This is a genomic window from Flavobacterium sp. 3HN19-14, assembly GCF_051373205.1.
GTDB lineage: Bacteria > Bacteroidota > Bacteroidia > Flavobacteriales > Flavobacteriaceae > Flavobacterium.
On record NZ_JBPPZT010000001.1, the window covers coordinates 609548 to 635701 of the forward strand.

The window sequence follows — 26154 nt, forward strand, 5'->3', positions numbered from 1 at the left end:
ATTATGTTGCAATATTGTAAGAAAAGGGTTGTCATTCCGGTTGTCGCAGCCGGATTGCTGTTTGTTGGTGCGGGATTCAGGGACGATTTTTTTGAAATTGCCAAACAGGTAGAAATTTTTACCGAAGTCTTCAAGGCCGTCAACATGAATTATGTCGATGAAACGAATCCGGGTGAATTGATGGACAAAGCCATCAAAAGCATGTTATCAGACCTTGACCCGTATACGAATTACTTCAATGAAGCCGATGTTGTAAAATTCAAGATCAACAGCACCGGAGAATATACCGGAATCGGCGCGTTGATTACGAGAAAAGAAGGAAAAGTCATCGTTCACGAACCTTACAAAGGCTATCCCGCAGACAAGGCCGGACTCAAAGCCGGCGACGAAATTATCCAAATCGGCGATATCAGCCTTGAGGATTATAAAGACGATGCGTCGCAACTCATGCGTGGCGGGAAAAATGCTAAAATCGCCATCAAATACAAACGCCAGGGAAAAATTTATGACACGCAGATTGTCTTGGAGGAAGTTGAGATAAAAGCGGTCCCGTTTTTCGGAAAAATTGATGATAAGACCGGTTATATTGTTTTGTCGCAATTCAACAGAAAAGCTTCGTCAGAAACCAAAGAAGCGCTTGAAAAACTTAAAAATGACGGCGCCGAAAGAATTATTCTGGACTTAAGAGGAAATCCAGGCGGTTTGCTCAACGAAGCCGTCAATATCTGCAGTTTATTCGTGCCGAAAGGGGAGACCATCGTAACCACGAAATCGAAAATCGAGAAACACAACAACACTTACAAAACCCAGAAAGATCCGGTCGACCTCAACATTCCGCTTGCGATTTTAGTCGACGGAAAAAGCGCTTCGGCATCAGAAATCGTTTCGGCGCTTTGCAGGATTTAGACCGCGCCGTCATCATCGGCAGCCGCAGTTTCGGAAAAGGTCTGGTGCAACGTCCAATCGACCTGACTTACGGAACGCAGGTAAAAGTGACGATTTCAAGGTATTACACGCCTTCGGGAAGATGCATCCAGGCACTCGATTATCAGCACAAAGACAAAGACGGAAAAGCCATCCGCACCGACGCTTCGAAATACAATGCATTCAAAACCAAAGGAGGCCGTACCGTTTACGATGGAGGTGGCATCCAGCCTGATGTTGAACTGGAAGAAACCAAATTGAGTGTCGTAACCCAGGCATTGCAAAAAAACGACGGGATTTTTGATTATGCGACGACTTATTATTACAAAAATCCGAATCTTGGTGATAAAATTCCTGTAATCACCGATGCTGATTATGCCGAGTTCAAGCAATTTCTGAAAAATGAAAAATTTTCATACGATACCGAGACAGAACTTGCCTTGAAGAAAACCATTGAAGCCGCCAAAAAGGAAAACATCGATGACGTCATCAACACAGAATACCAGCAATTGGCAGTTGCGCTTCAGAAAAGCGAAGACAGCCAGCTCAACAAAAACCAAAAGGAGATCAGGAATTTGATTACAGACGAACTCATCAAGCGTTACCAGTACAAAGAAGGTTTGTATCAATATTATACCAAAAACAATTCTGAAATCAAGAAAGCGGTCGCTTTGCTTGCCAATAGTTCTGAATACAATAAAATCCTCAAAAAGTAATGTTGAAGTTCTTAAAAATATTGCCATTGCTCGTATGCGGAATGGCTTTCGCCCAGGAAGAAGTTGTTCAGTCGGTTTATTTCCAGTTTGATAAAGCGACGCTTGACGAAAAGCAGGCGACAGAAGTCATTAGTTTTATCCGGAAAACCGACTCCACCAGAATTGAATCCGTTCAGATTTTTGGCTACTGTGACGACATTGGTAAAGATGATTATAACCGCAAATTATCTACTAAAAGGGCCACAATCATCAAAGACAAGTTGATTGAAAGCGGCATCAAAAACAAGATCATCGTTACGATTGAAGGCAAAGGCCGCGTGATGATTGACGACGACGTTGTAGAAAATCTTCCCGAAGTACGTTCTAAAAACCGACGTGTCGACGTGGTTTTGAATTTAAAACCGCTCCCGAAAATTGAAATCCCGGGATTTTTCACTTCGATACAAAAAAAGCATATCGTTGGCGATCATATTTACCTCGAAAACCTGTTATTCGACCGCGGCAGCAGTAAGCTCACCACGAAATCTAAAGCCGATCTGGACAAGCTCGCGCGCCTTTTACAGAAATACAAAACTTTGGAATTTGAGATTCAGGGCCATGTTTGCTGCGTACCGCCTTATCAGAAAGAAGCTATCGATATGGACACAAAGAAAAGGCAACTGTCATCGAACCGGGCGCAGAGCGTTTATAAATACCTCATCTCAAAGAGAATTGCCAAAACCCGAATGACTTTCAAAGGCTACGGCAATACAGTTCCATTAGGAAAAGGTACTGAATACGACCGCCGTGTAGAACTTGTAATCACGAAAATCTGATGTTGTACAGATTCCTTTTCGTTTTTTTATTTCCTGTTGCCGTTTTTTCGCAAACATTTCGCGTTCCCGTAACCATCTTGTTCGACACCAACAGCTATGCGTTAAACGTAACCAACGAAAAGCAGCAATTTGATATCTTTTTTTCTGACGAAAATACAATCGAAAATATTGAAGTCGAAGGATTTTGCGATGATATTGGAAGTGAAGAAGACAATTTAATTTTGTCAGAGAAAAGGGCAGGGGCTGTGGCCGAGTTTATACAAAAGACCTACAACCGCAATGTCAATTCTAAAATTGGGAGAGGTGAAATTGCCACTGATTCCAATAATGCTGCTTTAGACGAAACGATTCGTTCTCAAAATCGGCGCGTGACTGTTTACATCACGCATTCCGTCGTAGAAAAACCGAAGCAGGAAGCCAATGCAGATTTAGATGAAGACAAATATGTCGGCTACAAAAACGTTGGTGACACTTTGAAGCCGGGCGATAAGCTCATCTTCCGTAAAATCCTTTTTAAAGGCAGCATGACCGCTTTTGACGACCCGGAAGAAGCAGAAGAAGAGCTTGCGGCAATCGCTGCATTTTTCAAAAACAATCCGAATATCAGCTTTGAAGTTGCCGGACATGTTTGCTGTATTTCGAATTCATTTTGGGATGCGCGCGACATCGAAAGCGGCAAAAACAATCTTTCGGAAACACGCGCGAAAAAAATTTACGACTATTTTATCGAAAAGGGAATTGCCAAAGAACGCATGACTTATAAAGGTTACGGAAGAAAATTTCCGCGTCCCGGAATACGCGAAGGCTTGAACAAACGTGTCGAAATCGTAATTACGAAAACTTAGGATTTCAGCATTTCGATATGCGGAATATCATCTTCAAGATAAGTATCGCTTACGGCGACAAATCCATTCGACTCATAAAATTTCTGAAGGTACAATTGTGCTGAAATGGTAATCCTTGTTGTGTTGAAATGTTTCTCAATTCCGGCAATTCCCGCCTGAACCAAACTGTGTCCCCATTTTTTATAACGATAATTTGCGGCAATTACCACACGTCCGATCGACGCATTATCGAAATAATCCCCGGCCTTGAACAAACGCGAATAAGCAACGATTTTTCCTTCATAAGTGCCAATGAGGTGCAATGCTTTGTAGTCTTTCCCGTCGATGTCCTGATAAACGCAGTTTTGCTCAACAATAAAGACTTCTGCGCGCAATTGCAGCAAATTATATAGTTCTGCTGCAGAAAGTTCGTTAAATCGCTTTATTTCGAATTGTATTTGAGGCATATCTTATTGGAGTGATTTAGTTGATTTGATGATGGCTTCCATTTCGTGCATCAGGTCGCGTTTTTCTGTCGACGGCGCGTAGCAGAAACCTTCGATTATAATGAAATTTCTTTTCTTCCTGTCCATTATCGCATAATTGACGAACGAACCCGACATGAAATCGCCTTTGAGCTCCCAGGTGCCTTTGGTTTCATAAGCTCTTTTGCCATCGAGTTTTGTGGTGAAAAAATACGGCGCATACGATTCTTCCGTAATCATCTTCGTATTTCTGACTTTGCTGTGGATATATAATGCACCAATGGAATCGCGCATTTTTATAATGTTTCCGGTCATGTCATTGTTCTTTAAAATCGTCCGGAAAGGCACTTTGTAAATCAGGATACTGTTGTTACCGCTCAGGATTTCCCTTTTCATCCAGATAAATCCGGGTTTGAGCAACGCATACTTGTAGGTGGATGGCAAATGCATCGAAATACCGAATTTTTTGCGGATTTTCTTATCATCTAAAAGCGAAATATCAATGTTTTTCTGGCTTTCGCTGATTTCTGTTGCTTTGAATTTTTTGATGATTTCATCGGCGTGTGTCTCGATGTGCGCCAGAATCTCAGAAACATTTTTGCCTGAAATGTGCACCACATTTTGCGGTTCGGCAAATTCGTTTTCCTTGAGTTTATAGGAATTCTTTTCTTCCTTACGGATGATGATGATATTGCGCGCATCATTCTGGAACCTGACCGGATACTGGTTAATGGTAAAGAGCGGCTCTTCCTGCGGCAGTCCGTCAACGGGCGCGGCGAATTTTTTGCGAATGCTGTCGCCAACCTCGCCGTTCCAGAGCTGGTCGCTGATGATTAAGGAAATATTGTTGATTTTTCCGGAAGAAGGGACGATGACCACTTTTTCCGGAATGTCTTTACAGGAATTGAAAAGCAGGACAAGTGAAAAAACCAGCAATAAAGTTTTTTTCATGGCATGTTTATTTAAAACAAAGAAACCAACTTTATGCGAGAAATCAGGTTATCCGTTGATTTTTAATTTCATTCCGGGTTTCAATTCGTCGCCGCTGATGCTGTTCCATTTTTTGATGTCTGCAACAGTAACGCCTGATTTCTTGGCGATGATATAAAGTGAATCGCCTTTTTTCACCAAATAATGTGAAGTCTTTTTCTCATTTTCAGCTACGACCGCTTTTGACGTTTTTACTTCTTTCAGGATAAAAATCTTGTTGCCGACTTTAATATCGTTGCTTTCGATTTCATTCCATTTGCGGATATCTGCAGCAGTTACGCCATATTTTCTGGCAATAGAACTGATGTTGTCGCCTTTTTGGATGGTGTAAGCAATTGACGGTGTGGCTTTTTCAGTTTCATCAGCATCTGCAATAGCATTATCAGTATTTTCGCCTTTAATAATTTTCAGTTTGGTATCCAACATTACGTTGTTGCTTTCCATATTGTTCCATTCTTTCAGATCAGCAATGCTGACGTTGAATTTCTTAGCGATATTGTTTAGGTTGTCACCTTTTTGCACGACATAGAATTGTGGCGCAGTTTCTTTTTCAGCAATTACAGGTTCAACTTTAGCTTTCGTTTCTTTAACTTCTTTTGTAATCGAAGCTACAACTGGCTTGTCTTCTTTAACTTCTTTTTTATCGGCAACGGCAACGCGCTCTGTATCGTAAGAAACGATTTTCAGTCTTCTGCCAAGCGGTGCTTTATTCGATTTCAGCTTGTTCCATTTCTTGATGTCTGCGATGGTAACGCCGTATTTTTCAGAAATTTCACTAAGATTATCACCTCTTCTGACGGTGTGGAATTTATTATGAGCAATCGTTTTTGTTACAGAATCGCCTCTCGACGCAATCCTCGCAGAATCTTTCGCAATGCTGTATTGGTAATACGGACGCTCTCTTTCTTGGCTTCATGCTCAACATAAGCATAAATTTTATCCTCGTTGGATGTGAACATCGCCACTTTATCCGTAGGAAGCCTTAAAAAGTGCATCTTGTCATTATAAGACGGCACTACATTCAATTTAAAAGAAGGATTCAGCAACTGCAATTGTGCCACGGGAATATCCAATAAATCTGAAATTTGCTTGAATGAAATCTGTTGTTTAATACCAATTGTATCCGTCGCGAAATGCTTGATGATGGCGCGATTCGGAACGATTCCGTGTTCTTTGTGGTATTCGTAAATATACATCGTTGCCAAAAATGCCGGCACGTAACCTTGTGTTTCTTTAGGAAGATTTCTGCGGATATTCCAGTAGTTTCCTGGCCTCCTGAACGACGGATTGCCTTTGCAACATTCCCCGTGCTGAATTATAAGATGCCAAAACCAAGTCCCAATCTCCGAAAATCTTATACATATTGCTCATGTATTTGGCGGCAGCGCCACTGGCTTTCAACGGATCGGCTCTTTCGTCGACATAAGAATCGATGCCCAGTTTGTATTGTTTTCCGGTTTCGTACATGAATTGCCAAAGTCCGGTGGCGCCAACTCTTGATACGGCTTTCGGGTTCAGTGCAGATTCAACTACAGCCAGGTATTTGATTTCCAACGGCACATTTTCCCTGGCCATCGCTTCCTCGAACATCGGGAAATAATATTCAGAAATGGCCATCAGCCTTTCAAATGATTTCTTGCGGTTTTTGAGGAATGATTTGATGAGGTTTTCGAGTCCGGGATTGTACTCGATGTTGAACGGCGATTTCGCGTCCATTTCTTTCAATCGCTTTTTCAGCAATTCTGTCGGCAACTCATAATCAACTTTTTCATCGATGTTGATGGTTTTGATGTCGTTGGCCAAATCGTTGTAAATGTCAAGATTTGTAAGCTCTTTCATCCAAAGGCTGTCAACGCAAGAAGCCATTTTATCATGAATGAAAGTGGCTTTTATGGAATCAAGGTAAGAGATTTTGACTTGCGGAATGACACTTTCCTGAGCATTCGCTGTATCCTGGAAAAACTCTTTCCCGCCAGCAATAAAAGAACGGATAAGGTGATATTTTTTATATTCATATTTACGTTTTTATGTTTTCCTGCGCCTCGGGTTGCACTGCGGAAAACTTCAATTCGTGATATTTCGGACTAACTTCAAGACCGTAAAATGTACAATATGTTCAAATTCAAACAAATGTATTTTGCAAACATAGTAATTGTATAACAAAATACCGTAATTATATAACTTAAAATTGTCCTAATTATTGTTAATTATGATTATCGAAACAATAATCAGGCCAGATTTTTACGAAAAATTCAAAGATTTTAATCTTGTATCGCTGCGATTCCAGGCAGCACTTTTCCTTCAAGCATTTCGAGCATTGCACCGCCGCCGGTTGACACGTAACTCATCTTTGGCTCGAGGCCGAATTGTTTTACCGCTGCGACAGAATCTCCGCCTCCTACAAGTGAAAATGCGCCTTTTTCCGTAGCTTCAGCGATGAAATTGCCAAGCTCGATGGTTCCTTTGGCGAATTTTTCCATTTCGAAAACACCCAACGTGACCATTCCATAAAATGGTTTTTGATTCTAAAATCACTTTTTTGAAATTTTCCAATGATTTCGGCTCGGCATCCAAACCTTGCCAGCCATCAGGAATTTCGCGAACATCAACCACTTTCGTGTTGGCATCATTTGAAAAAGCATCCGCAGCCACAACATCAACCGGAATGTGAATTTGTACGTTCTTTTCTTTCGCCAGACGCAAAATTTCCAAAGCCAGTTCCTGTTTGTCATCTTCGCAAATCGAATCACCGATTTTGCCGCCCTGTGCTTTCACGAATGTAAAAGTCATGCCGCCGCCGATGATCATGTGGTCAACTTTATCTAAGATATTTTCGATTACGGTAATTTTTGAAGATACTTTTGAACCGCCTAAAACGGCGCAAACCGGTTTTTCAGAATTTTTCAAAACTTTATCAAGGCTTTCAATTTCTTTCGCAAGCAATGTTCCGAAGCATTTGTCATTAGGGAAAAATTGTGCGATAATCGTCGTCGAAGCATGCGCCCTGTGCGCCGTTCCGAAAGCATCATTCACATAAATATCACCCAATGACGCGAGTTCTTTCGCGAAAGCTACGTCTCCGGCTTCTTCTTCGGTGTAAAAACGAAGGTTTTCGAGCAACAGGATTTCGCCTGGTTTCAAGTCGTCAGCAGCTTTTTTGGCAACATCGCCACGGCAATCTTCGGCGAATTTTACTTCTTTTCCGAGGATTTCTGAGGCTTTCTTTACGATATGTTTCAGTGAATATTTGTCTTCTTTCCCTTTTGGTCTTCCTAAATGCGACATCAGGATCACGCTTCCGCCATCGGCTAAAATCTTGTCGATAGTTGGTTTCGCGGCTTCGATTCTGGTATCATCTGTTACATTGAAATTTTCATCCAAAGGCACATTAAAATCTACGCGGATCAAAGCTTTTTTATTCTTGAAGTCGAAATCGTTGAGGGTTTTCATTTTAGGAAGTTTTTTATTGGATTCACAAATATAGCATTTTTTATCAGCCAAAAAATACTAAAACTGTTGAAATGAGGTCAATTCGTTAACGAAAACGTTATAGTTTTGTTTTAAAAACGAAGCCGATACAAACGCATCGGCTTCGAATTAACCAAAAAAATAATACACATCAAACTATCTTCAAAGCGGCATTTTGTTGTGAAATATCGCTGTCAATTTATTTGCGGGAGCAAAAGGGCGATCCGGTTAAAAAGAAATCAACTCGTTAGATTTCTTCTCGAAAGCGCTGCGCGAACAGCGCTGACCGGTTCTTAAATAATGGTTCTCGTTAACAACATTATTACGATACAAATGAAAAAATAAAAATCCGGTGCTGAAATTTTTTGAGGTAAATGACGATTTTTAACAGGTAAAGCCGAAATATTATGTTTTTTAATGCAGTTATTTCTTACTTTTTAGCTCAAGCAATTTGAATTACTAATAATTCACGTGATTTGTTTCCAAAATAAAACAGCCGCAACAATAAAAGTAGCGGCTGTCTCGGGGGTTGAATTTAAAAAACTTAACTATTCTGCATTGTTGATTTTCGTAAGAAATTCCTTTTCATAACTAGCACTGATCGGGATTTCTTCGTCGTTGATATGAACAATCTTATTGCGTATTTTCGTAATCCTTTTTATCGGAACGATGAACGAGCGATGGACACGTGAAAATTCCGTCGCCGGCAATTTCTCCAGAATTGATTTCATCGTCATTCTTGCGACAACCGTTTTCTGATTTTCAATGTGGATTTTCAGGTAATCGTCTAATCCTTCAATAAAAAGAATATCCGCGATCGGGATCTTAAGCAGGCTGTAATCTGCACGTACGAACAGGAATTGCTGCTCGGTTTTCTGGTTCAGGATTTCGTATTGCGAACGCACTTTCTCCATTGCCTGCGTAAAACGGTCAAACGAAAAAGGCTTCAGCAGATAATCCGTTGCGCTTAGATTAAATCCCTGCACCGCATATTCCGAATAAGCCGTAGTGAAAATCACCATAATCTTATGCGGCAGTTTTTTATGGAAATCGATACCCGAAATCGACGGCATATTGATGTCGAGGAACAAAAAATCAACAGGATATTTGCGCAGGTATTTCAGCGCTTCATCGGCTTTGGTGAAGGTTTTCTGCAGGTCGATATAATCGGTCTTCCGGCAAAAATTATCCAGAATGGCCAGCGCAGGCGGTTCGTCGTCGAGTGCTATGGCTTTAATCATAATTCCATTGTAAGTTTAATCGAATACATTGCCTCGTTCTGTATGATTTCAATCTTATGGTGCTCTTCATACAAATGTTCGAGTCTTTCGAGTGTGTTTTTCATGCCGATGCCGCTTACGCTTTGCACCGTGTGTACTTTATTGTTGTGGACGAAAAGCACTAATTTGTTCTCTTCGATGATGATTTGGATGTCAATTTCGGAATTTTCTTCGGGATTTACACCATGCTTAAAGGCATTTTCGATAAATGAAATCAGGATCAGTGGCGTGATGCGTTTTCCATAAATATTGCCTTCGACAGCATAATCAATTTTAGCCGTATCGCCCAGGCGTGAGCGTTGCAGCAAAATGTAATTGTTGATATAATTGATTTCGCGATCGAGTCCGATGCTGTCGTTATTGGCATTATCGAGAATGTAGCGCATGAGTTCTGACAACTGAATGATTGAGTCTGCGGCGCGGTCGTCTTTCGCAATGGCCAAAGAATAAATACTATTGAGCGTGTTGAAAAGGAAATGCGGATTGATCTGTGCTTTCAAAAATGACAGTTCAGCTTCAGTCTTTTCGGTTTCTGCCTTTTGTAATCTTCGTGTACTCGCCAGGAAAAGGCTGGTGATGATCCCGACCATGTAAATCAAAAGCGTATGCTGGTATTGCGTAGGTTTTTGCGGTAAAATTGTCCCGGTTGGCGGCACTCCGGCGGGCAAATCAGGCATTTTTTCAGGAGTGAAAATTTCGTTTAGCGGCCGATCGAAAATCTTCGAAAACCAAAGGAAAAATATTAGCGCAAGAATTATTATGGTAAAATAAAGCACCTTCTTCCGATGAAAATAAAACTTCGGGATCAGCACATAATAATTTACAAAAAAGAAAACCAGCAGGATAAAATAAATCTCAAAATACGTACGGTCATGGCCGTTACTGAAATCAGGAAACCGCAACACCCCACCGGTCGCAGTGAAAATGTAGGGCAGCATCAGAAAGGCGAAACTAAGCACACACAATGTGGCATAGTAACTGACGGTTTTTTTCATAGGGTTTCTTAAAATGACTGCGAAATTAGGTTTCCTTAATGCTAAGTTAAAATAATTGCGGTAAATGCGGGATTTTTGGTGGTGATTAATCAATAGAAGGGAGATAACAGATAGCAGACAACAGAAAGAAAGCAACACTGGCGACTGCTATCTGCCAACTGCTATCTGCTTTTTACCTTTTCTTCGCTATATTTGCGCATGCAGTTTTCTGAAATCTTAGGGCAGGATTACATCAAAAACCATCTGGTCAAGAGCGCCGCGTTGGGCCGCATTCCGCACGCACAGTTGTTTGTCGGCCGAAGGCAGCGGGACTTTACCGCTTGCGATTGCTTATGCGCAGTACATTTTGTGCCAGAATTCCGGAAACGAAAATTCTGGCGGCAGCGAATCCTGCAACCTCAAATTCGACAACATTTCGCATCCTGATTTACATTTCATTTATCCTACAGTCACGACCGAAGATGTCAAGACCAAACCCAAGAGCATTGATTTTATTGCCGATTGGCGCACTTTCGTGAAAGAACAGCCGTACGGAAGCCTCTTCAGCTGGTACCGGATGCTCGGCGTTCAGAACAAACAGGGAGAAATCCGTGTTGATGATGCACAGGAAATCCTCAAATCACTGGCGCTGAAATCCTACGAAGGCGGTTATAAGATCATGATCATCTGGATGGCAGACAAAATGAATATCGCAGCTTCCAACAAACTGCTGAAATTACTCGAAGAGCCTTCAGACAAAACGCTTTTCATATTGATTTCTGAAAATGAAGAAGATATCATCCAGACCATCCGTTCGCGTTGCCAGGTATTGCATTTCAATGGATTAAGCGAAAAAATTATCGCCGATGCGCTCGTTTCCAAAGAAAATATCGAGCCACGAACCGCTGCTAAAATCGCACACCAGGCGCAGGGCAATTACAATAAGGCATTGCAGCTTTTACAGGATGACAGCGAAGATACCTTTTTTGAAAAATGGTTTGTTGATTGGGTACGCGCCGCTTTCCGGGCGAAAGGAAATGCCGCCGCGATACAGGATTTAATCCACTGGAGCGAGCAGATTGCAGCACTTGGCCGCGAGACGCAGAAGCAGTTTTTGCATTTCTGCATCGATATGTTCCGGCAGGCGTTGTTACTCAATTACCAGGGCAATGAGCCTTGTCTATCTCGAACCAAAAGTCGAAAAATTCAAGCTTGAAAATTTTGCGCCATTTGTCAACGGCAACAACATCAACGAAATTTACAAGGAATTATCAGATGCGATGTACCACATCGAGCGCAATGGCAATGCCAAAATCATCCTGACCGATTTGTCTATAAAACTGACCCGTTTAATCCATAAAAAATAAAATTATGTTCAATATTGCTTCGCTTTTAGTGCTTGTTTTGCTTGCGGTGACCTTCATACAGTCCGGTTACGATAAGGTTTTTTACTGGAAGGATAATCTTTCATGGCTCAAAGGCCATTTTGCCGCAACGCCGATTAAAAATATGGTGCCAATGTCGCTCGGATTGATTTTGGTGCTCGAAATCATTTCAGGCGTTTTATGCCTCTGCGGATGTGTGCAACTATTAGTGAACAATGAAAAAACGTTCGGACTTTACGGCGCGATTTTCTCTGCAATCACACTGATTTTCCTTTTGATGGGACAACGCATGGCGAAGGATTATGACGGTGCCAGTGACGATTGTTATTTATTTTATTCCGGCGGTGTTGGCGGTTTTTTGGTTGAATTGATTACTCTGTCATTGCGAGGAACGAAGCGTTGTCATCGAGGAACGAAGCAATCATCAGCAGTCGTGGGATTTGAAGGGATTGCTTCGTGCCTCGCAATGACAGGGTACGCAATGACAGGATACGCAATGACAGCATCCCTAAAACCCCCTCACAAATTCATTCAAATCCTGCCCTTCTTCAAGTCCGAGCCTTTTGCGCAAACGGTGTCTGTTCTTCTTGATGCTGTCGAAAGAAATACCGAGCATGGCGGCATTCTCGTGGGTTTTTAAGTTGAGTTTTAAGCACAGGAACAAGCGTTCTTCCGCTTCAGTGATGGTCGGGAAATGCTGGCGCACGCGCTTGATATAACCCGGAAATACCTTTTCGAAATTGTATTTGAAGGAACTCCAATCATTGTTGGTAAGGATGCGTTGACGATACAGCGCAGTTTCTTCTTCGGAGATATCTTCAGGCGCAGCCACGCTATCATCTGTGTCGTTATCATCAAGAGGTTCTACGCTGTTATTGCCGTTTAACTGCGCCTCCATCGCCAGTAATGCCGTGTTCTTTTCGATCATGAGGTTGGTGAGGTCGGTAAGCGTCTTTTGGTTTTCAAGCGCTTCTTTTTGTTGCGGAGGGTTTGTTTTCTCCAGAACCAGCCCCCTAGCAACAAAACGGATAATGTGGAAAAGCTGAACCATGCGTAGTTTTCTGTTTTGCGTTGGCTTGACTCCAGTTCGAGTCGCTTCTTATTTAAAATGGCGGTCTGCGCTTCTGCTTTGTAGTTTTCCTCCAATGAAGAAATTTTAGTTTGGACTGCGCTTCCCTTTATGCTGTCGTTAAGGTGATAGTATTTTTGCAGGAATATCATTGATTCTTTATACTTGCCCTGATAGGCGCGCATAGCTGAAGCCTCATAGTAGCTGTTAGCAAGGTTGTTATACCATTTATTTTTTAAGCTAATAGACTCGCAATATTTGAAGACCAAATCTGCTTTATCGTATTGATGGAGATTGATATAGATTTCGATTTTATTGCCCAAGCTTGATATTTCGCCCTGCAAATCATTTCGCTTCCTGTTGATTACAACGGCGCTGTCCAAATAGGCAAGTGCTTTTTCGTATCTTTTATTCTCAATGAACATGATGCTGTAGTTGTGGTAAAAGGCAGCCAGGCCTGATTGGCTCGGGTCTTTTTTTAACAGCGGCGCTGCGAGTTTATAATAGTGTTCTGCCGTAGCAAAATCGCCGGCAGCGACATATTTCGTTGCGATTTGCTCGTAGGTTTCCCCCATACATATCAAATCCTTCGCTTTTTTACAATCTTCAAGCGCCTGTTTGAAAAACGACAGTGCCGCAGGATCATCACCGGTCTGGGCTTTCAGGTAGGCTTTTCTTGTCGTTACGGCAGCGTTCCATCGTGGATTGGGAAACTGTTGGGAAAACTTTTCGGCGGTTTGTATGTATTTTGTCATGTTGACGAAGTCCTGTTTCTTCTCGTAATCATCAATGAGGAAAAGCAACCCGAAAAAATGAAGTTGGTCATTTTTGTCTTTGATAGCCTGCTCCAGAAACCGCTGATGCGTTGCGATGATCTGCTCAATAGTCTTATTTGTTTCAGGAGGAACGGGGTTTGCGCGTTTCATTTCAGCCCTGAAATTTTGTGCCGTCAGGAAGTTGCAAAACAGTAAAACTATCGCTATCGTAACCGTGTTTTTCATACGCAGGGGTTTGCGGAATAAATGTAGGGATTTATTTATTTGGGAATTATTCTTTCAGCATAAAAAGAACAATTCCTTTCAAAAGCGCTAAGCGCAGCCATTTTTTATGGATGACAATATCGGGGACAATGCATTCGCGAGCACCTGCAAAAACAGTCATCTGCGAGTTGTCACCCTATTTGTCACCCCAATAAATACGGGCATTCGCACAAACCCGACTTAGTTTTGCCGACAGAATTGTTTGGGTTAACTAAAATCTTAAAATCATGAAAAAACTTTATCTGATGAAATTAGAAAAGACGCTTTACAGCTGTATTGCACTCTTTTGTATGATGGTGCTACCATCGCTTGGGTTTGCCCAGGCAGTTACAACTTATGACCGCTCTGCATGGACGGTTACCGCGAGTTCGGAAGAACTGGACGGCGAAGGTCTTGTTAACGGACGCGCTAACACATTAATTGACGGGAATAATGCGACGTTTTGGTCTTCACAATGGGGAACCGGGGCAACTGCATATCCGCACACGTTAATATTTGATATGCACACGGTTCAGCCGGTGAACCAATTGTATTATGTTCCGAGAGATAATTTTAATACAAGTGCTTACTCAGGAAATGTTGCTTTTAGTGACGACGGCATTATATTTGGCACTGCGGTACCTGTTACTTTTTCAGCCGCCTTTTCGCAAAGCATCATCTCGCTGCCATCGGTGCAGAACCATCGTTATTTTAAAATCACAATCACACAAAATTACGCAGACCATGCCAACGCGACTAACTCATTTGTTACCACGATGGCGGAAGTGGGTGCGAAACTCGATACTTCTTTTGAAGCTACCTTAGCATCGTTTACCGCACAGGCACAGCCAACGGGTGTGACATTAAATTGGTCAACAAATGCAGAAACAAATGCTGTAAGTTACAATATAACACGTTCCAGTGACGCGTTAAATTTCACGACAATCGGATCGGTGATAGCAACAGGAAGTAATGTAACAGCCGCTAACTACACTTACACCGATACCGCGCCTTTGACCGGGTTTAATTTTTACAGACTTGAATTAGTAAGCTCGAGCCTGCCTTTACAAAAATCAAAAATCTCGAATTCGGAATTTCCGATGGTTACGTATTCAAGCAACCAGACAAAGAATCTGAATGTGTTTTATTTTATTCCTTCTGATAATATAGCGGCTCCTGGTTTCCAGAGGCGGATTAGTGACATCCTTTTACATTTTCAGACCTATTGCGGAAATGAAATGCAACGTGAGGGCTATGGTAACAAAACCTTTGGCCTTGTAACTGATCCAACACATACAAATGTAAATATCATCGTCATCAATGGGAAATATCCTAAAGCACATTACCCATACGAAGGAGGAGGTGATTTAGAGCTGGCGGAAATAAATGCATACATTGCTGCACACCCTTCGCCTTATTATAGCCAGCACAACCTGATCATTACTCCGACTTTTTCATATAATCCTGCTACACAAGAATTAGTTGAACAAGTTCCATTCTATGGCATTGGCAAAAATTGTTGGGCTGCAGACTTTGAAGATATGAAGCTTTCGAATCTGGGCACAGGCGGGACAACACTGAATTTTCTGAATACAACTTATATCGGTGGTTTATATCACGAATTAGGGCACGGAATAAACCTTCCGCACAGCAGACTTCAACAGGTAACCCAGGCAGCTTTAGGTACTTCCCTGATGAGTTTTGGCAATAGTACGTGGGGTATTTCTACCACCTCACTGGATCATCTTGATTGCGCTATCTTAGACCGAAATGAGATCTTTAATAATGACGGAATAAGCTACTATGGATCTGCAACAGCAACCGTATCATCTATCAATGGCTGTTACAATTCCACAAAACAAGCCATTATTATTACAGGAACGGTTGCATCTCCGGGTTCACCCGTAATCTCAGTTGGCTTTCACAACGACCGATTACCCGCTCAGGAATCAGAGTATGACGCAGCTTGGGCTGCCAGGGTCACTACCGGAAACAGATTTTATATAGAGGAAAAAATCAACGATTTTACGGTGCAGGGCAATCAAAACTACCGCGTCGGACTCTACCTGATACAAAAAGACGGAACGATTGTCGAAGTTCCTTATTTGTTTACTTTTACAAATGGAGTACCGGTATTGACTCCGGCTTTTCAACCGATCAGTACAACTATTACTGCCAGCGCCGGGGCAAATGGGGCTATCTCTTCGCCGGGTTCAACAGTTATCAATTGCGCAGACAATCAAACTTATACGATTAGTCCGAATCCAGGGTATAACATTTCGGATGTTGTAGTTGACGGCGTTTCTGTTGGTGCGGTTACGGCTTATACTTTCACTAACACGGTGGCTGACCATACCATCAACGCCACCTTTGGGGTGCCGCTTCCATGTTCTGTCACTAAAACCTGGAATGGAACTGCTTGGAGTCCGAGCGCACCAACTGCTGATGAAAAGCTTGTCTTTACAGGCAACTACACCGCGACGACAGACTTATCAGCCTGTACGCTCGACGTAAATGGAACGGCGGCTGTTACGGTTCCTTCGGGAATTACATTCACAATTACAGGCGCCTTAACTGTTGCAGGCACCGCTTCATTAACCTTTAACAGCAATGCAAATCTTACACAAAGTGGCGCTTCCAACCTGAATACCGGTAACATCATTTACAAAAGAGCAGCACACATGCGCCGTCTCGACTACGTTTACTGGTCGTCTCCAGTCGAAGCACAAAACCTGAAAGCTTTCTCTACTGACACGCAAACCAACAGGTTCTATACAATCAATGAGTCAACAAACGCTTTTGTATGGGCTGACCCTGAAAACAATTCATTTGCCGCGGCGAAGGGATACGTGATCAGGGCGCCTAATACATTCACAACTACTGCATCCGATTATGAAGGTACTTTTACCGGAAGACCTAACAGTGGCGATTTACAAATCGCTGTAACTAACACATCGGGAACCGGACAAGGTTTTAACCTTGTTGGGAATCCTTATCCTTCTGCAATCAGTGCGACCGCTTTTTTTGTTGCAAATCCAACTGTTACGACATTGTATTTCTGGACACACAGCGTACAGGGTTCAGCACCGAATGCCAATTATGCGAGTTATAATTTAACTGGCGGGACAGCTGCTTCTGCTACGACTCCGGCCAGTGTCGTGCCTAACGGAACTATCCTTTCGGGACAAGGTTTTATCGCCAAGACGTCGGCTTCCGGGAATTTGGTGTTCAATAATGGCATGCGTACCGGCAGTAACAGCGGGACATTCTTCCGTACAGCAAATACAGAACAAAACCGTATCTGGATCAACTTGAATGCTGCAAATGAAAGTATGAACCAAATGCTTCTTGGTTACATCGACGGCGCAACAGATGCAGTCGACGCGCGTTATGATGGTAAACTAATCGAAAACAGCGGCAGCAGGATTTACAGCATGCTTGATGACGAGGCCTATGTTATTCAGGGAAAAGCATTGCCGTTCGCCGATACAGACGTTGTTCCGTTAGGGTTTACGGCGAGTGCTGCGGGAAGCTATTCGATTTCTATCGACCATGTTGACGGATTGTTTGCCGATGAACAAGAAATTTATGTAGAAGATTTATTGATGAATGTGATGCATAACATCAAAGAAACTGCATACGCTTTTGCGTCAGAAGCGGGAACTTTCAACAACCGTTTCCGGGTGGTGTACCAGAATATTGAATTGGGTGTTGGTACGCCGGTATTGGATTCCAATTCGGTTGTAGTTTACAATCACAATAACGTTCTGAACGTAAATTCAGGAAGCCAGTCTATGCAATCGATGATGATTTTCGATGTGCGTGGCAGGTTAATCTATCAGAAAGATGCGATCAACAGCACTTCAGTGTCACTTAATGATTTCAGGATGGAAAAGATGTTATCCTCATCCAAATTACCGCCACAAACGGCAGCACCATAACTAAGAAATGTATTAATACAGGTTTATAATTAATTAATAACTTGAAAACCCTCCGCAATCCACGGAGGGTTTTCTGATTTTTGAGTGGGCTACTTTCATTGCGAGGCACGAAGCAATCCCTTTAAATTCCACGACTCACTCATTGAGATTGCTTCGTGCCTCGCAATGACGGTGTTCGTAATTTCTGCTGAGTTAGTCCACCATCTCCGGCAAATAAATCTCGAAAACCGCACCTTCATCAAGATTGCCGCTGGCCAGGATAAATCCGCTGTGGTTTTCAACGATTTTTTTGACAATGGTCAAGCCAATACCCGTGCCGAACTTAGATTTATTGCTGTCGAGCCTTTGGAACAATTCGAATATCTTTTCGTTGTAGATGTTCTCGAAGCCCATGCCATTGTCTTTGATGGTGATTTGAGAGTAAATCCGTCCTTTTTCGAGTTTATCGAGCGCAAAAGATTCCGCATTTCCGGAGATGCAGTTGATAGTAATTTCCGGAATTGTATCTGCCCTTGAAAATTTCAATGAATTGGAAACGAGATTGTATACCAATTGCCTGAATTGAAACGGAATTACGTGCAAATCCATATCATTCAACAGCAAAATCTGCGCTTGTTTGGATTCGATTTCCTCAAAAAGATCTTCGTGAACGCTGTCAACAACAGATTGTATTGAAATCTTCTTAAATTCCTTTTTAGAATTGCTTGCACGTGAATACGCCAGCAAATCTTTTATCAACGCACTCATCCTCACGGAAGATTGGTGAATTTTCGCGAAATATTCTTTCGCACTGTCAGAAAGGCATTCGTATTCCTTTTGCTCAATCATCGAAATGAATGTCTGTATCTTGCGCAGCGGTTCCTGCAAATCGTGGCTTGAGATATAAGCGAAGGCCTGCAATTCCTTATTCATTTTCTCCAACGCAATATTTTGCTCTGCAACCTCACGCAGGCGGTCTGCTATTTGCTTGTCGAGCTTCGATTCTAAAGTTTTGCTATGGGCACTGAGCTCATAATTAAGTTTATGCAGTTCGAGCAGGTTTACCACCTGGTCTTTGAGAATTTTCATCGCAGTCAGCTGACTTTCGTTGAGTGTACGTGGTTTGGTATCAATTACGCACACGGTACCCAGACCATACCCATTTTTGGAAATTAGTGGAATTCCGGCATAAAAACCGATGTTGGGATTATCGGTGACCAGCGGATTGTTCTTAAATCGCTCATCGCGGCTGGTGTCATTGATGACGAAAGGTTCGTCTGAACTAATGGCATGCATGCAGAAAGAGATTTCCTTTGGCGTGGCAGTGATGTCGGTGCCAATCTTCGACTTGAACCATTGCCGTTCCGAATCAAGAAAAGTAATAAGCGCAACCGGAGTGTCGCAAATGATTGACGCCATCTTTGTGATATCGTCGTATTCCTTCTCGGATAACGTATCGAGGATGTGGTAACTTTCCAGTTCCTCAAGGCGTTGTTGTTCATTGACGTTGATGGTGCGATTCATTTGGCTAATATCGTGAAATTAAAAATACGTATTTTGCCAAAGATTATATTTTTATTTAAGGATTTTTTAGGGTTTCTAAGGAGATGATTTGCAACTAAGCCCCTCGACTGCGCTCGGGGTGACAAATCCTGCACGTTACAAAAACAATCTTCAGATATATTCACGCTGTCACCCCGAGCGCAGTAGAGGGGCTTTTGTATTCAAATTAATCTTAAATCTACAAACTCGCCTTAAACAACTTCAGTTCATTCCAGGTGAATCTGTCGCCATATTTTTCCTTCAACCCGTTAAGTGAATCTTCATTGTAATCGCGGAATGCTTCGGCGAGTTCATCGATTCTGTCTTCGGCTAAAATGTCTGAAATCCTGACCGTTCCCGCTTCAATAAGCTTGGCAAAATGATTGGAAATGGTTTGCTGCGTAAGCTTGCGGATGCCGGCGATTTCCTTGATGGAATTATGTTGCTGCCACAATTCAAAGGTTTCTAGCACTGTAGATTTCTTCGGTTCTTTCGTTTTCTTCTTTTTGGTATAACGATTCGCGTCGGCTTCGTCTTCAATCAAAACGATATTCGCGGCCTTGAACTCCGTACGTATGGTTTCAAGTTTGTTGTTCTTGTAAGCTTTAATTGCGTCTGAAATCAGGTTTTCTTTTGAAATTTCTTTTCCTGAAACAACGGTTTCAACGAGTAATTTCGCCTTCATCATCCTTTGAACCGCGCGAATTTGCAATTCTTCAAGTAACATCAATTCGTCGTAAAACGCTTTGGCTTTTTTCATTCGCTTTACTTCCTCGATCTTCCAGAGCAATTCAAAAACGAGATTGTCCATCGGTTGCAGGAAATAACTAAAAGCCGCATTAATCCTTTCAGAAATATGCGTCATATCGAATTGTTCTTCATTGAAAAGCTTTTGCAACTGCCAGATGAATTTTCCCGCAGGATCTGAAAGCGAATCCATCATTTCTGATTGACTTTTGGCCCAAAGCGCGTATTTTGATTTTTCGGATCTTTCGGCATCTTCGTTGTAACTGTAGCGGTGGTTGCGCCATTCCTGAGCCAATTCTGTCCAGTCGAAACTGTTTTTCAGGTAGTTAAGGATAAAATTTTTGGTTTCTTTCACCAAAGAATCTGCAAGAATATCGTCGGTCGCTTTGTTCAGCGAATAATCCATCACTTCCTGATCGTTCGAAATGCCATTCATGCGCAGCGGAGAAAGCAAAATAAGCCCCTTTAATGATCGCAAACGTGAAAGCGCAACATACGCCTGTCCGGGCAGAAAAACCTGCGATACGTCGAGCGCAGCTTTGTCAAACGTTAATCCCTGGCTTTTGTGAACGGTGATCGCCCACGCGAGTTTGATCGGATAATGCACAAAAGTACCTAAAACTTCTTCGGTAATTTCTTTGGTAAGCGCGTCAACATTGTAGCGGATGTTCTGCCATTCGTATTTATCGACTTCAATCGTGCGGTTTTCTTCGGGAAAATGTACCACGATTTCGCGTTCGGAAAGCGATTTGATGAAGCCCATTTTTCCGTTGAAATAATTCTTTTCGGTTGACAAATCGTTTTTGATGAACATGATTTGCGCGCCGATTTTCAGTTCGAGATTTTCTTCTACTGGAAAAATCTTTTCAGGAAAATCATCGACGATTTCTGGTTTGTAAACCATCGATTTCCCTGATAATTCTTTGAGTGCAGTAGCGTTAATGTCATCAGCTTTAATATTGTGCGTGGTTAAAGTGATATAACCTTTGTTGGCTTTCAGGTCGAAATCCGGCTTTACGAATTCATTCAAAACGGCGACATCTTCTGTAGAAATCTGGTTGTTCCGAAGGTTATTCAATATTGAAATGAAGCGGTCATCGGTCTGCCTGAAAATCTTCGACAATTCGATATAAAGCGGCGGGTTTTGTTGGATGACGTGTGCGTGAAAGAAGAATTTTCCTTTGTAATAATTGCGTAAAGTGCGCCATTCTTCATCTTTCACAACTGGCGGCAACTGTAGCAAATCGCCAATGAAAAGCACTTGGACACCTCCGAAAGGCTGCTTCTTTTTGCGAACGCTCTGCATCATGAAATCGATGGCATCGAGCAGATCTGCGCGCAGCATGCTGACTTCGTCGATAACGAGCAATTCCATATTCTGGATGACCGATTTCTTTTGCCCGCTCATGCGGAAATGACGGCGCAGCGTATCGCGATTTTCGAATTTTACAGATTCAGAAAAATGGGAATCTGTAGCATTTCCCGGAATAAATCCGGCAAAAGGCAACTGAAACATCGAATGAATTGTGACACCTCCGGCGTTGAGTGCGGCGATTCCTGTTGGCGCAACTACGACCGTGTTTTTGTGTGTCGTTCGGATAATTTCTCGTAAAAGTGTTGTTTTTCCGGTGCCTGCTTTTCCCGTAAGGAAGATAGAGCGGTGCGTTTGGTTGATGAACCGTAAGGTGTAGGATGCGGCTTCTGTGATGGTTTCCATGGCGTATAATTTAAGAGGATAAAAATAGTGAAATTTAAATTTTTACCGCAAAGTTCATCAAGATTTCCGCTAAGTAACGCAAAGCTAAACTTTAAAGCCTTTGCGTGCTTTGCGATTAATAAAAAAGCCTTCATTTCTTTCGAATTGAAGGCTTGATTTTATCTTGGAAAACGTTTATTTCTTCTCCTCTTTTTTAACTGGAGTTGCTGTTTTTTCTTCTTTTTTACCGTCGTATTTGTCGTTGATCAACTTGGTAATTTCTTTGGTAATGTTGTATTTCTCTTCTGCGTAAAGTACTGATTCTGCGTCACCTGTACCGTAAATCCATGAATAACCTTTCTCTTTTCCGTAGGCTTTAATGAATTTTTTCATGTTGTTGGTCATCGTATCCATCTCAACAGCGCTTTCCTGCTGCAACTGTTGTGCAATGCTTTGTTGCGCATATTGCAATTGCTCTTTGCGTTGCATGATTTGCGGTCCGTATTGCTCGGCCCAAGCTTGTCCGTTGGCACGTGCATTTTTCTCGAAATTGGCATAGTCTGACTTGAATCTTTCAATTTCAGCGTCAAGTTTGTGGCCCATTTCTTCAGATTTTGTTTTGTATTTTTCCTGAAGGTCTTTTGCTTCAGTTGAGTTTTTCATCAATTCAGCTGTATCGATGTAAGCAATTTTTGATTCTTTTACCGTTTCAGTTGTTTTGTTGCACGAAACAATTGAAAGTGCCAACGCGATAACTACTATTATTCTTTTCATTCTGTTTTTTCTTTTATTTTCAATTGGTGCCAAAAATAGGAAAAATATTTTTTGCAAATGGAAAAAGATGTTTATCTCAAATTTTGCGTGATTTTAAGCCTATAAGCTTACTTTATTGTTTTAAAATATCCCATAACGAATCGCTATTAAAATTGACCTGAAATAAAGCGTTTTAAGCCAATTTTGATTTTTCTTCACCTGAATGGTCATTTAGACCAAAAATCATTGTACAAAACGCTTAATTTCAATTTTAAGCGTTTTTTATGACGTAAATATGTGAAGAATACTCTGTATTACGCTTTGCTTTACTATTTGATTGCAATCCGGTAAAAAATGCTCTGATAAAATTCATTTTTCCGGTTTTATACTTTTCTGACAATAAGCTCACATAATACGCATCAAATTGCATCGGTAAAATTAAAACCAATTGAAATGATTCTTTGGCGAATAATTTTTCAATTGCAGTTTTAGAAAAATGCCATAAATGTCTCGGTACGTCATAAGCGGCCCAAAACGCACCATAATGTTCAGCATCGTAGGAATTGAAATTCGGGACCGCTATGATAATATGCCCGTTTGGTTTTAGAAGTCTTTTTAACTCTTTTATCTGAAAATCTAAATCGGGAACATGCTCTAATACGTGCCACATGGTGATGATATCAAAAGTACCGCTTTTAATTCCGGTCGATTCATCAAATAAGGAAAGACCTTTTTGGGTTGCGATTTCTTTTGCTTTGCTGCTAGGTTCGACTCCGGTAATATTCCATCCATCATTTTTTGCACGAAGTAAAAAATCACCTGTTCCGGCACCGATATCTAATAAATTGCCTTTTTGTTTTGCCAAAGAGTTGATGAGCTTCACTTTTCTGTCAAGCGCAATATTTTTTATGAATTGGTAAATTTTTTCGAAGAATGTGCGTTTTCCGTCAGTGTGTGAAATATAATCTTCGCTTTCATAGTAGCGATTCAAATCTTCACCTTTAGGCTGTGGCGTTGTGATGAGCATATCCAGATTTTCATCTTTATACAATTCGAAAACTTCTCCTGAAACAGAAAAATCTTTTACTGATAAAAAGTGCTTTTGGGAACTGTCCATTATCGTGTTAAATATTCGTCTTTTAAATTCTTAAGGTAATTGATGGCGATATTATGAAAAATCGAATTTTCAGAAAGGCAATCATCATTTGTCGCGCTGATCATAGAAATTGCGAAAAATCTTGGCATATTGACCGTTTCCTGAGTTTCAGGCTGGAAGTTGGTGATAATGAATTTTGAAGTATCGAAGTATTTTTCGAGTTCTGAATTATCATAAACTAACATTTGGAAATTTTGACCATCGATTTTAATATTGAATTCCTTTTCGTCCAGGTCGACAACTTTGTATTTTGAAACGCAGGAATTTTTGGAATACAATATCTCTCCTTGTATTTTCAAAGATAAAAGTGTTTAGCGGTTTTGTTCCGATGGCGGTTTTCCCGTTTTCAAGAATCAGGTAATCGGGGATTGTTTGCCTGTCTCTGGCAGAATTGCAAGCCATTAAACTGAAAAACAACGCACACATTATTGTGCTTTTTATAAATCGTTCCACGTGAAACATATTATCTTCCCATATGAATTAATAAAACAGAAATATCACTTGGGGAAACACCGCTGACTCTTGATGCCTGCGAAATAGTTACCGGACGAATCTTTGTAAGTTTCTGTTTTGCCTCAATTGACATTGATTTTATTTTGGTGTAATCGAAATCTTCAGGGATTTTTACATCTTCGAGACGCGTGAGTTTATCGGCGTTATTTCTTTCCTTATCGATGTAGCCGGAATATTTGACTTGTATTTCGGCTTGTTCTAAAATCTCCTGATCGACATCGTTTGCAGCGACGTACTCTTTTACTTTATCAAGCTGCATCATGTCGTTTAAGTCGATTTGGGGGCGCGACAGAACTTTAAACATCTTATCGGATTGATTCACCAAAGCAGATTCTTTTGCTTCGAGAATCGGATTTATTTCAGCGACCGTAACACTTGTCTCTTTGAAGAAATTCACCATTTTTTCAGATTCGTTTAGCTTGTGTTCCATTCTTCGCAGGCGTTTTTCAGAAGCTAATCCGATGGCGTGTGACATTGGTGTCAGCCTGAAATCGGCATTATCCTGACGCAATAATGTTCTGTATTCTGCACGTGAGGTAAACATTCTGTATGGCTCTTCGGTGCCTTTCGTAATCAAATCATCAATTAAAACGCCTATATAAGCTTCGTCTCTTTTAAGGATTAACGGTTCTTTTTCGTGTATTTTCAAATGCGCATTGATGCCTGCCATTAAACCTTGCGAAGCTGCTTCTTCATAACCCGTTGTTCCGTTGATTTGTCCGGCGAAATACAAACCTTCAACAAGTTTGGTTTCTAACGTATGTTTTAATTGTGTAGGCGGAAAATAATCATATTCGATCGCATATCCCGGTCGGAAGAATTTCACATTCTCAAAACCAGCAACCGAACGAAGTGCCTTAAATTGTATGTCTTCCGGAAGTGAAGTTGAAAAGCCATTTACATAAACTTCGACTGTATCCCAACCTTCAGGCTCAACGAACAATTGGTGCCTTTCTTTGTCTGCAAATCGATTGATTTTATCTTCAATCGATGGGCAATATCTTGTTCCGAGACTTTGAATCCTGCCGTTAAACATAGGCGAACGGTCAAATCCTTCACGCAAAATATCATGGACATCCAAAGATGTATAAGTCATGTAACAAGATTTTTGTTTTGTCAATGGTTTCGTTTCATCAGAATAAGAAAACTTATCGGGTCTTTCATCGCCTTTTTCTTCATTCATTTTGGAATAATCAAGAGATCTTCCGTCAACACGCGGCGGCGTTCCGGTTTTCATTCTTCCTGATTCGAATCCGGCATTTACTAAATCTTCTGTAATTCCGTAGGCTGCGCTTTCGCCTGCCCTTCCGCCGCCGAATTGTTTCTCGCCGATGTGAATCAATCCGTTCAGGAAAGTACCGTTCGTCAATACGACAGCCTTAGAGCGAATTTCAACGCCAAGCGAGGTTTTAATTCCTTTGATTTTTCCATTCTCAATAATCAATCCACGTACCATTTCCTGATAGAAATCAAGGTTTGGCGTTCGTTCCATCATCAGTCGCCATTCCTCAGCGAAACGCATCCTGTCGCTTTGAACACGCGGTGACCACATCGCGGGCCTTTTGATTTATTGAGCATCTTGAACTGAATTGCCGTCTTGTCTGAAACGATTCCGGAGTAGCCGCCAAGCGCATCAATTTCGCGAACAATCTGCCCTTTTGCAATGCCTCCCATGGCAGGATTGCAGGACATTTGAGCAATGTTTTGAAGGCTCATCGTTACCAATAAAGTTTTTGACCCCATATTGGCAGCAGCAGCGGCAGCTTCGGAACCAGCGTGACCGGCACCAACTACAATTACATCATATTCTTGGTCAAACATTGTATTGCCTTTCTGATTTATGTTCCACGTGAAACATTATAAATATTATTGACGCTT

17 protein-coding genes and 5 pseudogenes are annotated in these 26154 nt (G+C 41.6%); 6 read left to right on the forward strand and 16 right to left on the reverse strand.

The window, feature by feature from the left end; translation table 11 throughout:
- The first annotated feature begins 3 nt into the window (after positions 1 to 3).
- From ACSLFW_RS03120 to ACSLFW_RS03130, 3 genes and pseudogenes are all read left to right on the forward strand, one after another.
- Positions 4 to 1640: pseudogene (locus tag ACSLFW_RS03120) on the forward strand (S41 family peptidase).
- Positions 1640 to 2455 carry an OmpA family protein gene (locus tag ACSLFW_RS03125; protein WP_436554605.1) on the forward strand — a complete coding sequence of 272 codons (816 nt, stop codon included), beginning with the start codon at positions 1640 to 1642 and terminating at the stop codon, positions 2453 to 2455. The pseudogene ACSLFW_RS03120 and the gene ACSLFW_RS03125 overlap by 1 nt, the downstream one beginning before the upstream one ends.
- Positions 2455 to 3300: an OmpA family protein gene (locus ACSLFW_RS03130; RefSeq protein ID WP_436554606.1), complete on the forward strand. Its 846-nt coding sequence runs from the start codon at positions 2455 to 2457 to the stop codon at positions 3298 to 3300. The genes ACSLFW_RS03125 and ACSLFW_RS03130 overlap by 1 nt, the downstream gene beginning before the upstream one ends.
- Here the strand turns inward: ACSLFW_RS03130 and ACSLFW_RS03135 are convergent.
- From ACSLFW_RS03135 to ACSLFW_RS03170, 8 genes and pseudogenes are all read right to left on the reverse strand, one after another.
- The gene (locus ACSLFW_RS03135) at positions 3297 to 3746 is read right to left on the reverse strand and encodes a GNAT family N-acetyltransferase (RefSeq protein ID WP_436554607.1); all 450 of its coding nucleotides are present in this window, start codon (positions 3744 to 3746) and stop codon (positions 3297 to 3299) included. The two genes, ACSLFW_RS03130 and ACSLFW_RS03135, sit on opposite strands and share 4 nt — an antisense overlap.
- Before the next feature lie 3 nt (positions 3747 to 3749).
- Positions 3750 to 4715, reverse strand: coding sequence for a DUF4837 family protein (locus tag ACSLFW_RS03140; protein ID WP_436554608.1), 966 nt, complete (start codon positions 4713 to 4715; stop codon positions 3750 to 3752).
- Positions 4716 to 4763: 48 nt separating this feature from the next.
- Positions 4764 to 5276 (reverse strand): LysM peptidoglycan-binding domain-containing protein, encoded by a 513-nt coding sequence (locus ACSLFW_RS03145; protein WP_436554609.1) that lies wholly within the window; start codon positions 5274 to 5276, stop codon positions 4764 to 4766.
- Between the two features lie 308 nt (positions 5277 to 5584).
- Positions 5585 to 5971, reverse strand: a complete 387-nt coding sequence (locus ACSLFW_RS03150; protein ID WP_436554610.1) for a hypothetical protein — start codon at positions 5969 to 5971, stop codon at positions 5585 to 5587.
- A 16-nt stretch (positions 5972 to 5987) separates the two neighbouring features.
- Positions 5988 to 6620, reverse strand: a complete 633-nt coding sequence (locus ACSLFW_RS03155) for a transglycosylase SLT domain-containing protein (protein WP_436554611.1) — start codon at positions 6618 to 6620, stop codon at positions 5988 to 5990.
- A gap of 395 nt (positions 6621 to 7015) precedes the next feature.
- Positions 7016 to 8204 (reverse strand): annotated as a pseudogene (locus tag ACSLFW_RS03160) (phosphoglycerate kinase).
- Positions 8205 to 8770: 566 nt separating this feature from the next.
- Positions 8771 to 9463, reverse strand: coding sequence for a LytR/AlgR family response regulator transcription factor (locus tag ACSLFW_RS03165; RefSeq protein WP_436554612.1), 693 nt, complete (start codon positions 9461 to 9463; stop codon positions 8771 to 8773).
- Positions 9460 to 10497 carry a sensor histidine kinase gene (locus tag ACSLFW_RS03170; protein ID WP_436554613.1) on the reverse strand — a complete coding sequence of 346 codons (1038 nt, stop codon included), beginning with the start codon at positions 10495 to 10497 and terminating at the stop codon, positions 9460 to 9462. The genes ACSLFW_RS03165 and ACSLFW_RS03170 overlap by 4 nt, the downstream gene beginning before the upstream one ends.
- Before the next feature lie 198 nt (positions 10498 to 10695).
- On the opposite strand from ACSLFW_RS03170, the pseudogene ACSLFW_RS03175 reads away from it, so the two are divergent.
- Both ACSLFW_RS03175 and ACSLFW_RS03180 read left to right on the forward strand, forming a co-directional pair.
- Positions 10696 to 11843 (forward strand): annotated as a pseudogene (locus ACSLFW_RS03175) (ATP-binding protein).
- Between the two features lie 4 nt (positions 11844 to 11847).
- Positions 11848 to 12232 (forward strand): annotated as a pseudogene (locus tag ACSLFW_RS03180) (DoxX family protein).
- Between the two features lie 137 nt (positions 12233 to 12369).
- On the opposite strand, the gene ACSLFW_RS03185 reads toward ACSLFW_RS03180, so the two are convergent.
- Positions 12370 to 12789 (reverse strand): helix-turn-helix transcriptional regulator, encoded by a 420-nt coding sequence (locus tag ACSLFW_RS03185; RefSeq protein ID WP_436554614.1) that lies wholly within the window; start codon positions 12787 to 12789, stop codon positions 12370 to 12372.
- Positions 12786 to 13931, reverse strand: a complete 1146-nt coding sequence (locus ACSLFW_RS03190) for a tetratricopeptide repeat protein (protein ID WP_436554615.1) — start codon at positions 13929 to 13931, stop codon at positions 12786 to 12788. The genes ACSLFW_RS03185 and ACSLFW_RS03190 overlap by 4 nt, the downstream gene beginning before the upstream one ends.
- 266 nt (positions 13932 to 14197) lie before the next feature.
- Here ACSLFW_RS03190 and ACSLFW_RS03195 point away from each other — a divergent pair, with 266 nt between their 5' ends.
- On the forward strand, positions 14198 to 17890 hold the full coding sequence (locus ACSLFW_RS03195) for a discoidin domain-containing protein (RefSeq protein ID WP_436554616.1): 3693 nt from the start codon (positions 14198 to 14200) through the stop codon (positions 17888 to 17890).
- Positions 17891 to 18082: 192 nt separating this feature from the next.
- Here the strand turns inward: ACSLFW_RS03195 and ACSLFW_RS03200 are convergent, their stop codons facing one another.
- From ACSLFW_RS03200 to mnmG, 6 genes and pseudogenes are all read right to left on the reverse strand, one after another.
- A complete protein-coding gene (locus ACSLFW_RS03200; protein WP_436554617.1) occupies positions 18083 to 19393 on the reverse strand; it encodes a GAF domain-containing sensor histidine kinase in 1311 nt (436 codons plus the stop codon).
- Positions 19394 to 19610: 217 nt separating this feature from the next.
- On the reverse strand, positions 19611 to 21875 hold the full coding sequence (locus ACSLFW_RS03205; RefSeq protein ID WP_436554618.1) for a helix-turn-helix domain-containing protein: 2265 nt from the start codon (positions 21873 to 21875) through the stop codon (positions 19611 to 19613).
- Between the two features lie 174 nt (positions 21876 to 22049).
- Positions 22050 to 22628, reverse strand: a complete 579-nt coding sequence (locus ACSLFW_RS03210; RefSeq protein WP_436554619.1) for an OmpH family outer membrane protein — start codon at positions 22626 to 22628, stop codon at positions 22050 to 22052.
- 250 nt (positions 22629 to 22878) lie between these two features.
- On the reverse strand, positions 22879 to 23724 hold the full coding sequence (locus ACSLFW_RS03215) for a class I SAM-dependent methyltransferase (protein ID WP_436554620.1): 846 nt from the start codon (positions 23722 to 23724) through the stop codon (positions 22879 to 22881).
- Entirely contained in the window at positions 23724 to 24062 is a 339-nt protein-coding gene (locus ACSLFW_RS03220; protein WP_436554621.1) for a hypothetical protein, read from the reverse strand. The genes ACSLFW_RS03215 and ACSLFW_RS03220 overlap by 1 nt, the downstream gene beginning before the upstream one ends.
- A 164-nt stretch (positions 24063 to 24226) precedes the next feature.
- Positions 24227 to 26097 (reverse strand): annotated as a pseudogene (gene mnmG / locus ACSLFW_RS03225) (tRNA uridine-5-carboxymethylaminomethyl(34) synthesis enzyme MnmG).
- Positions 26098 to 26154 lie beyond the last annotated feature (57 nt).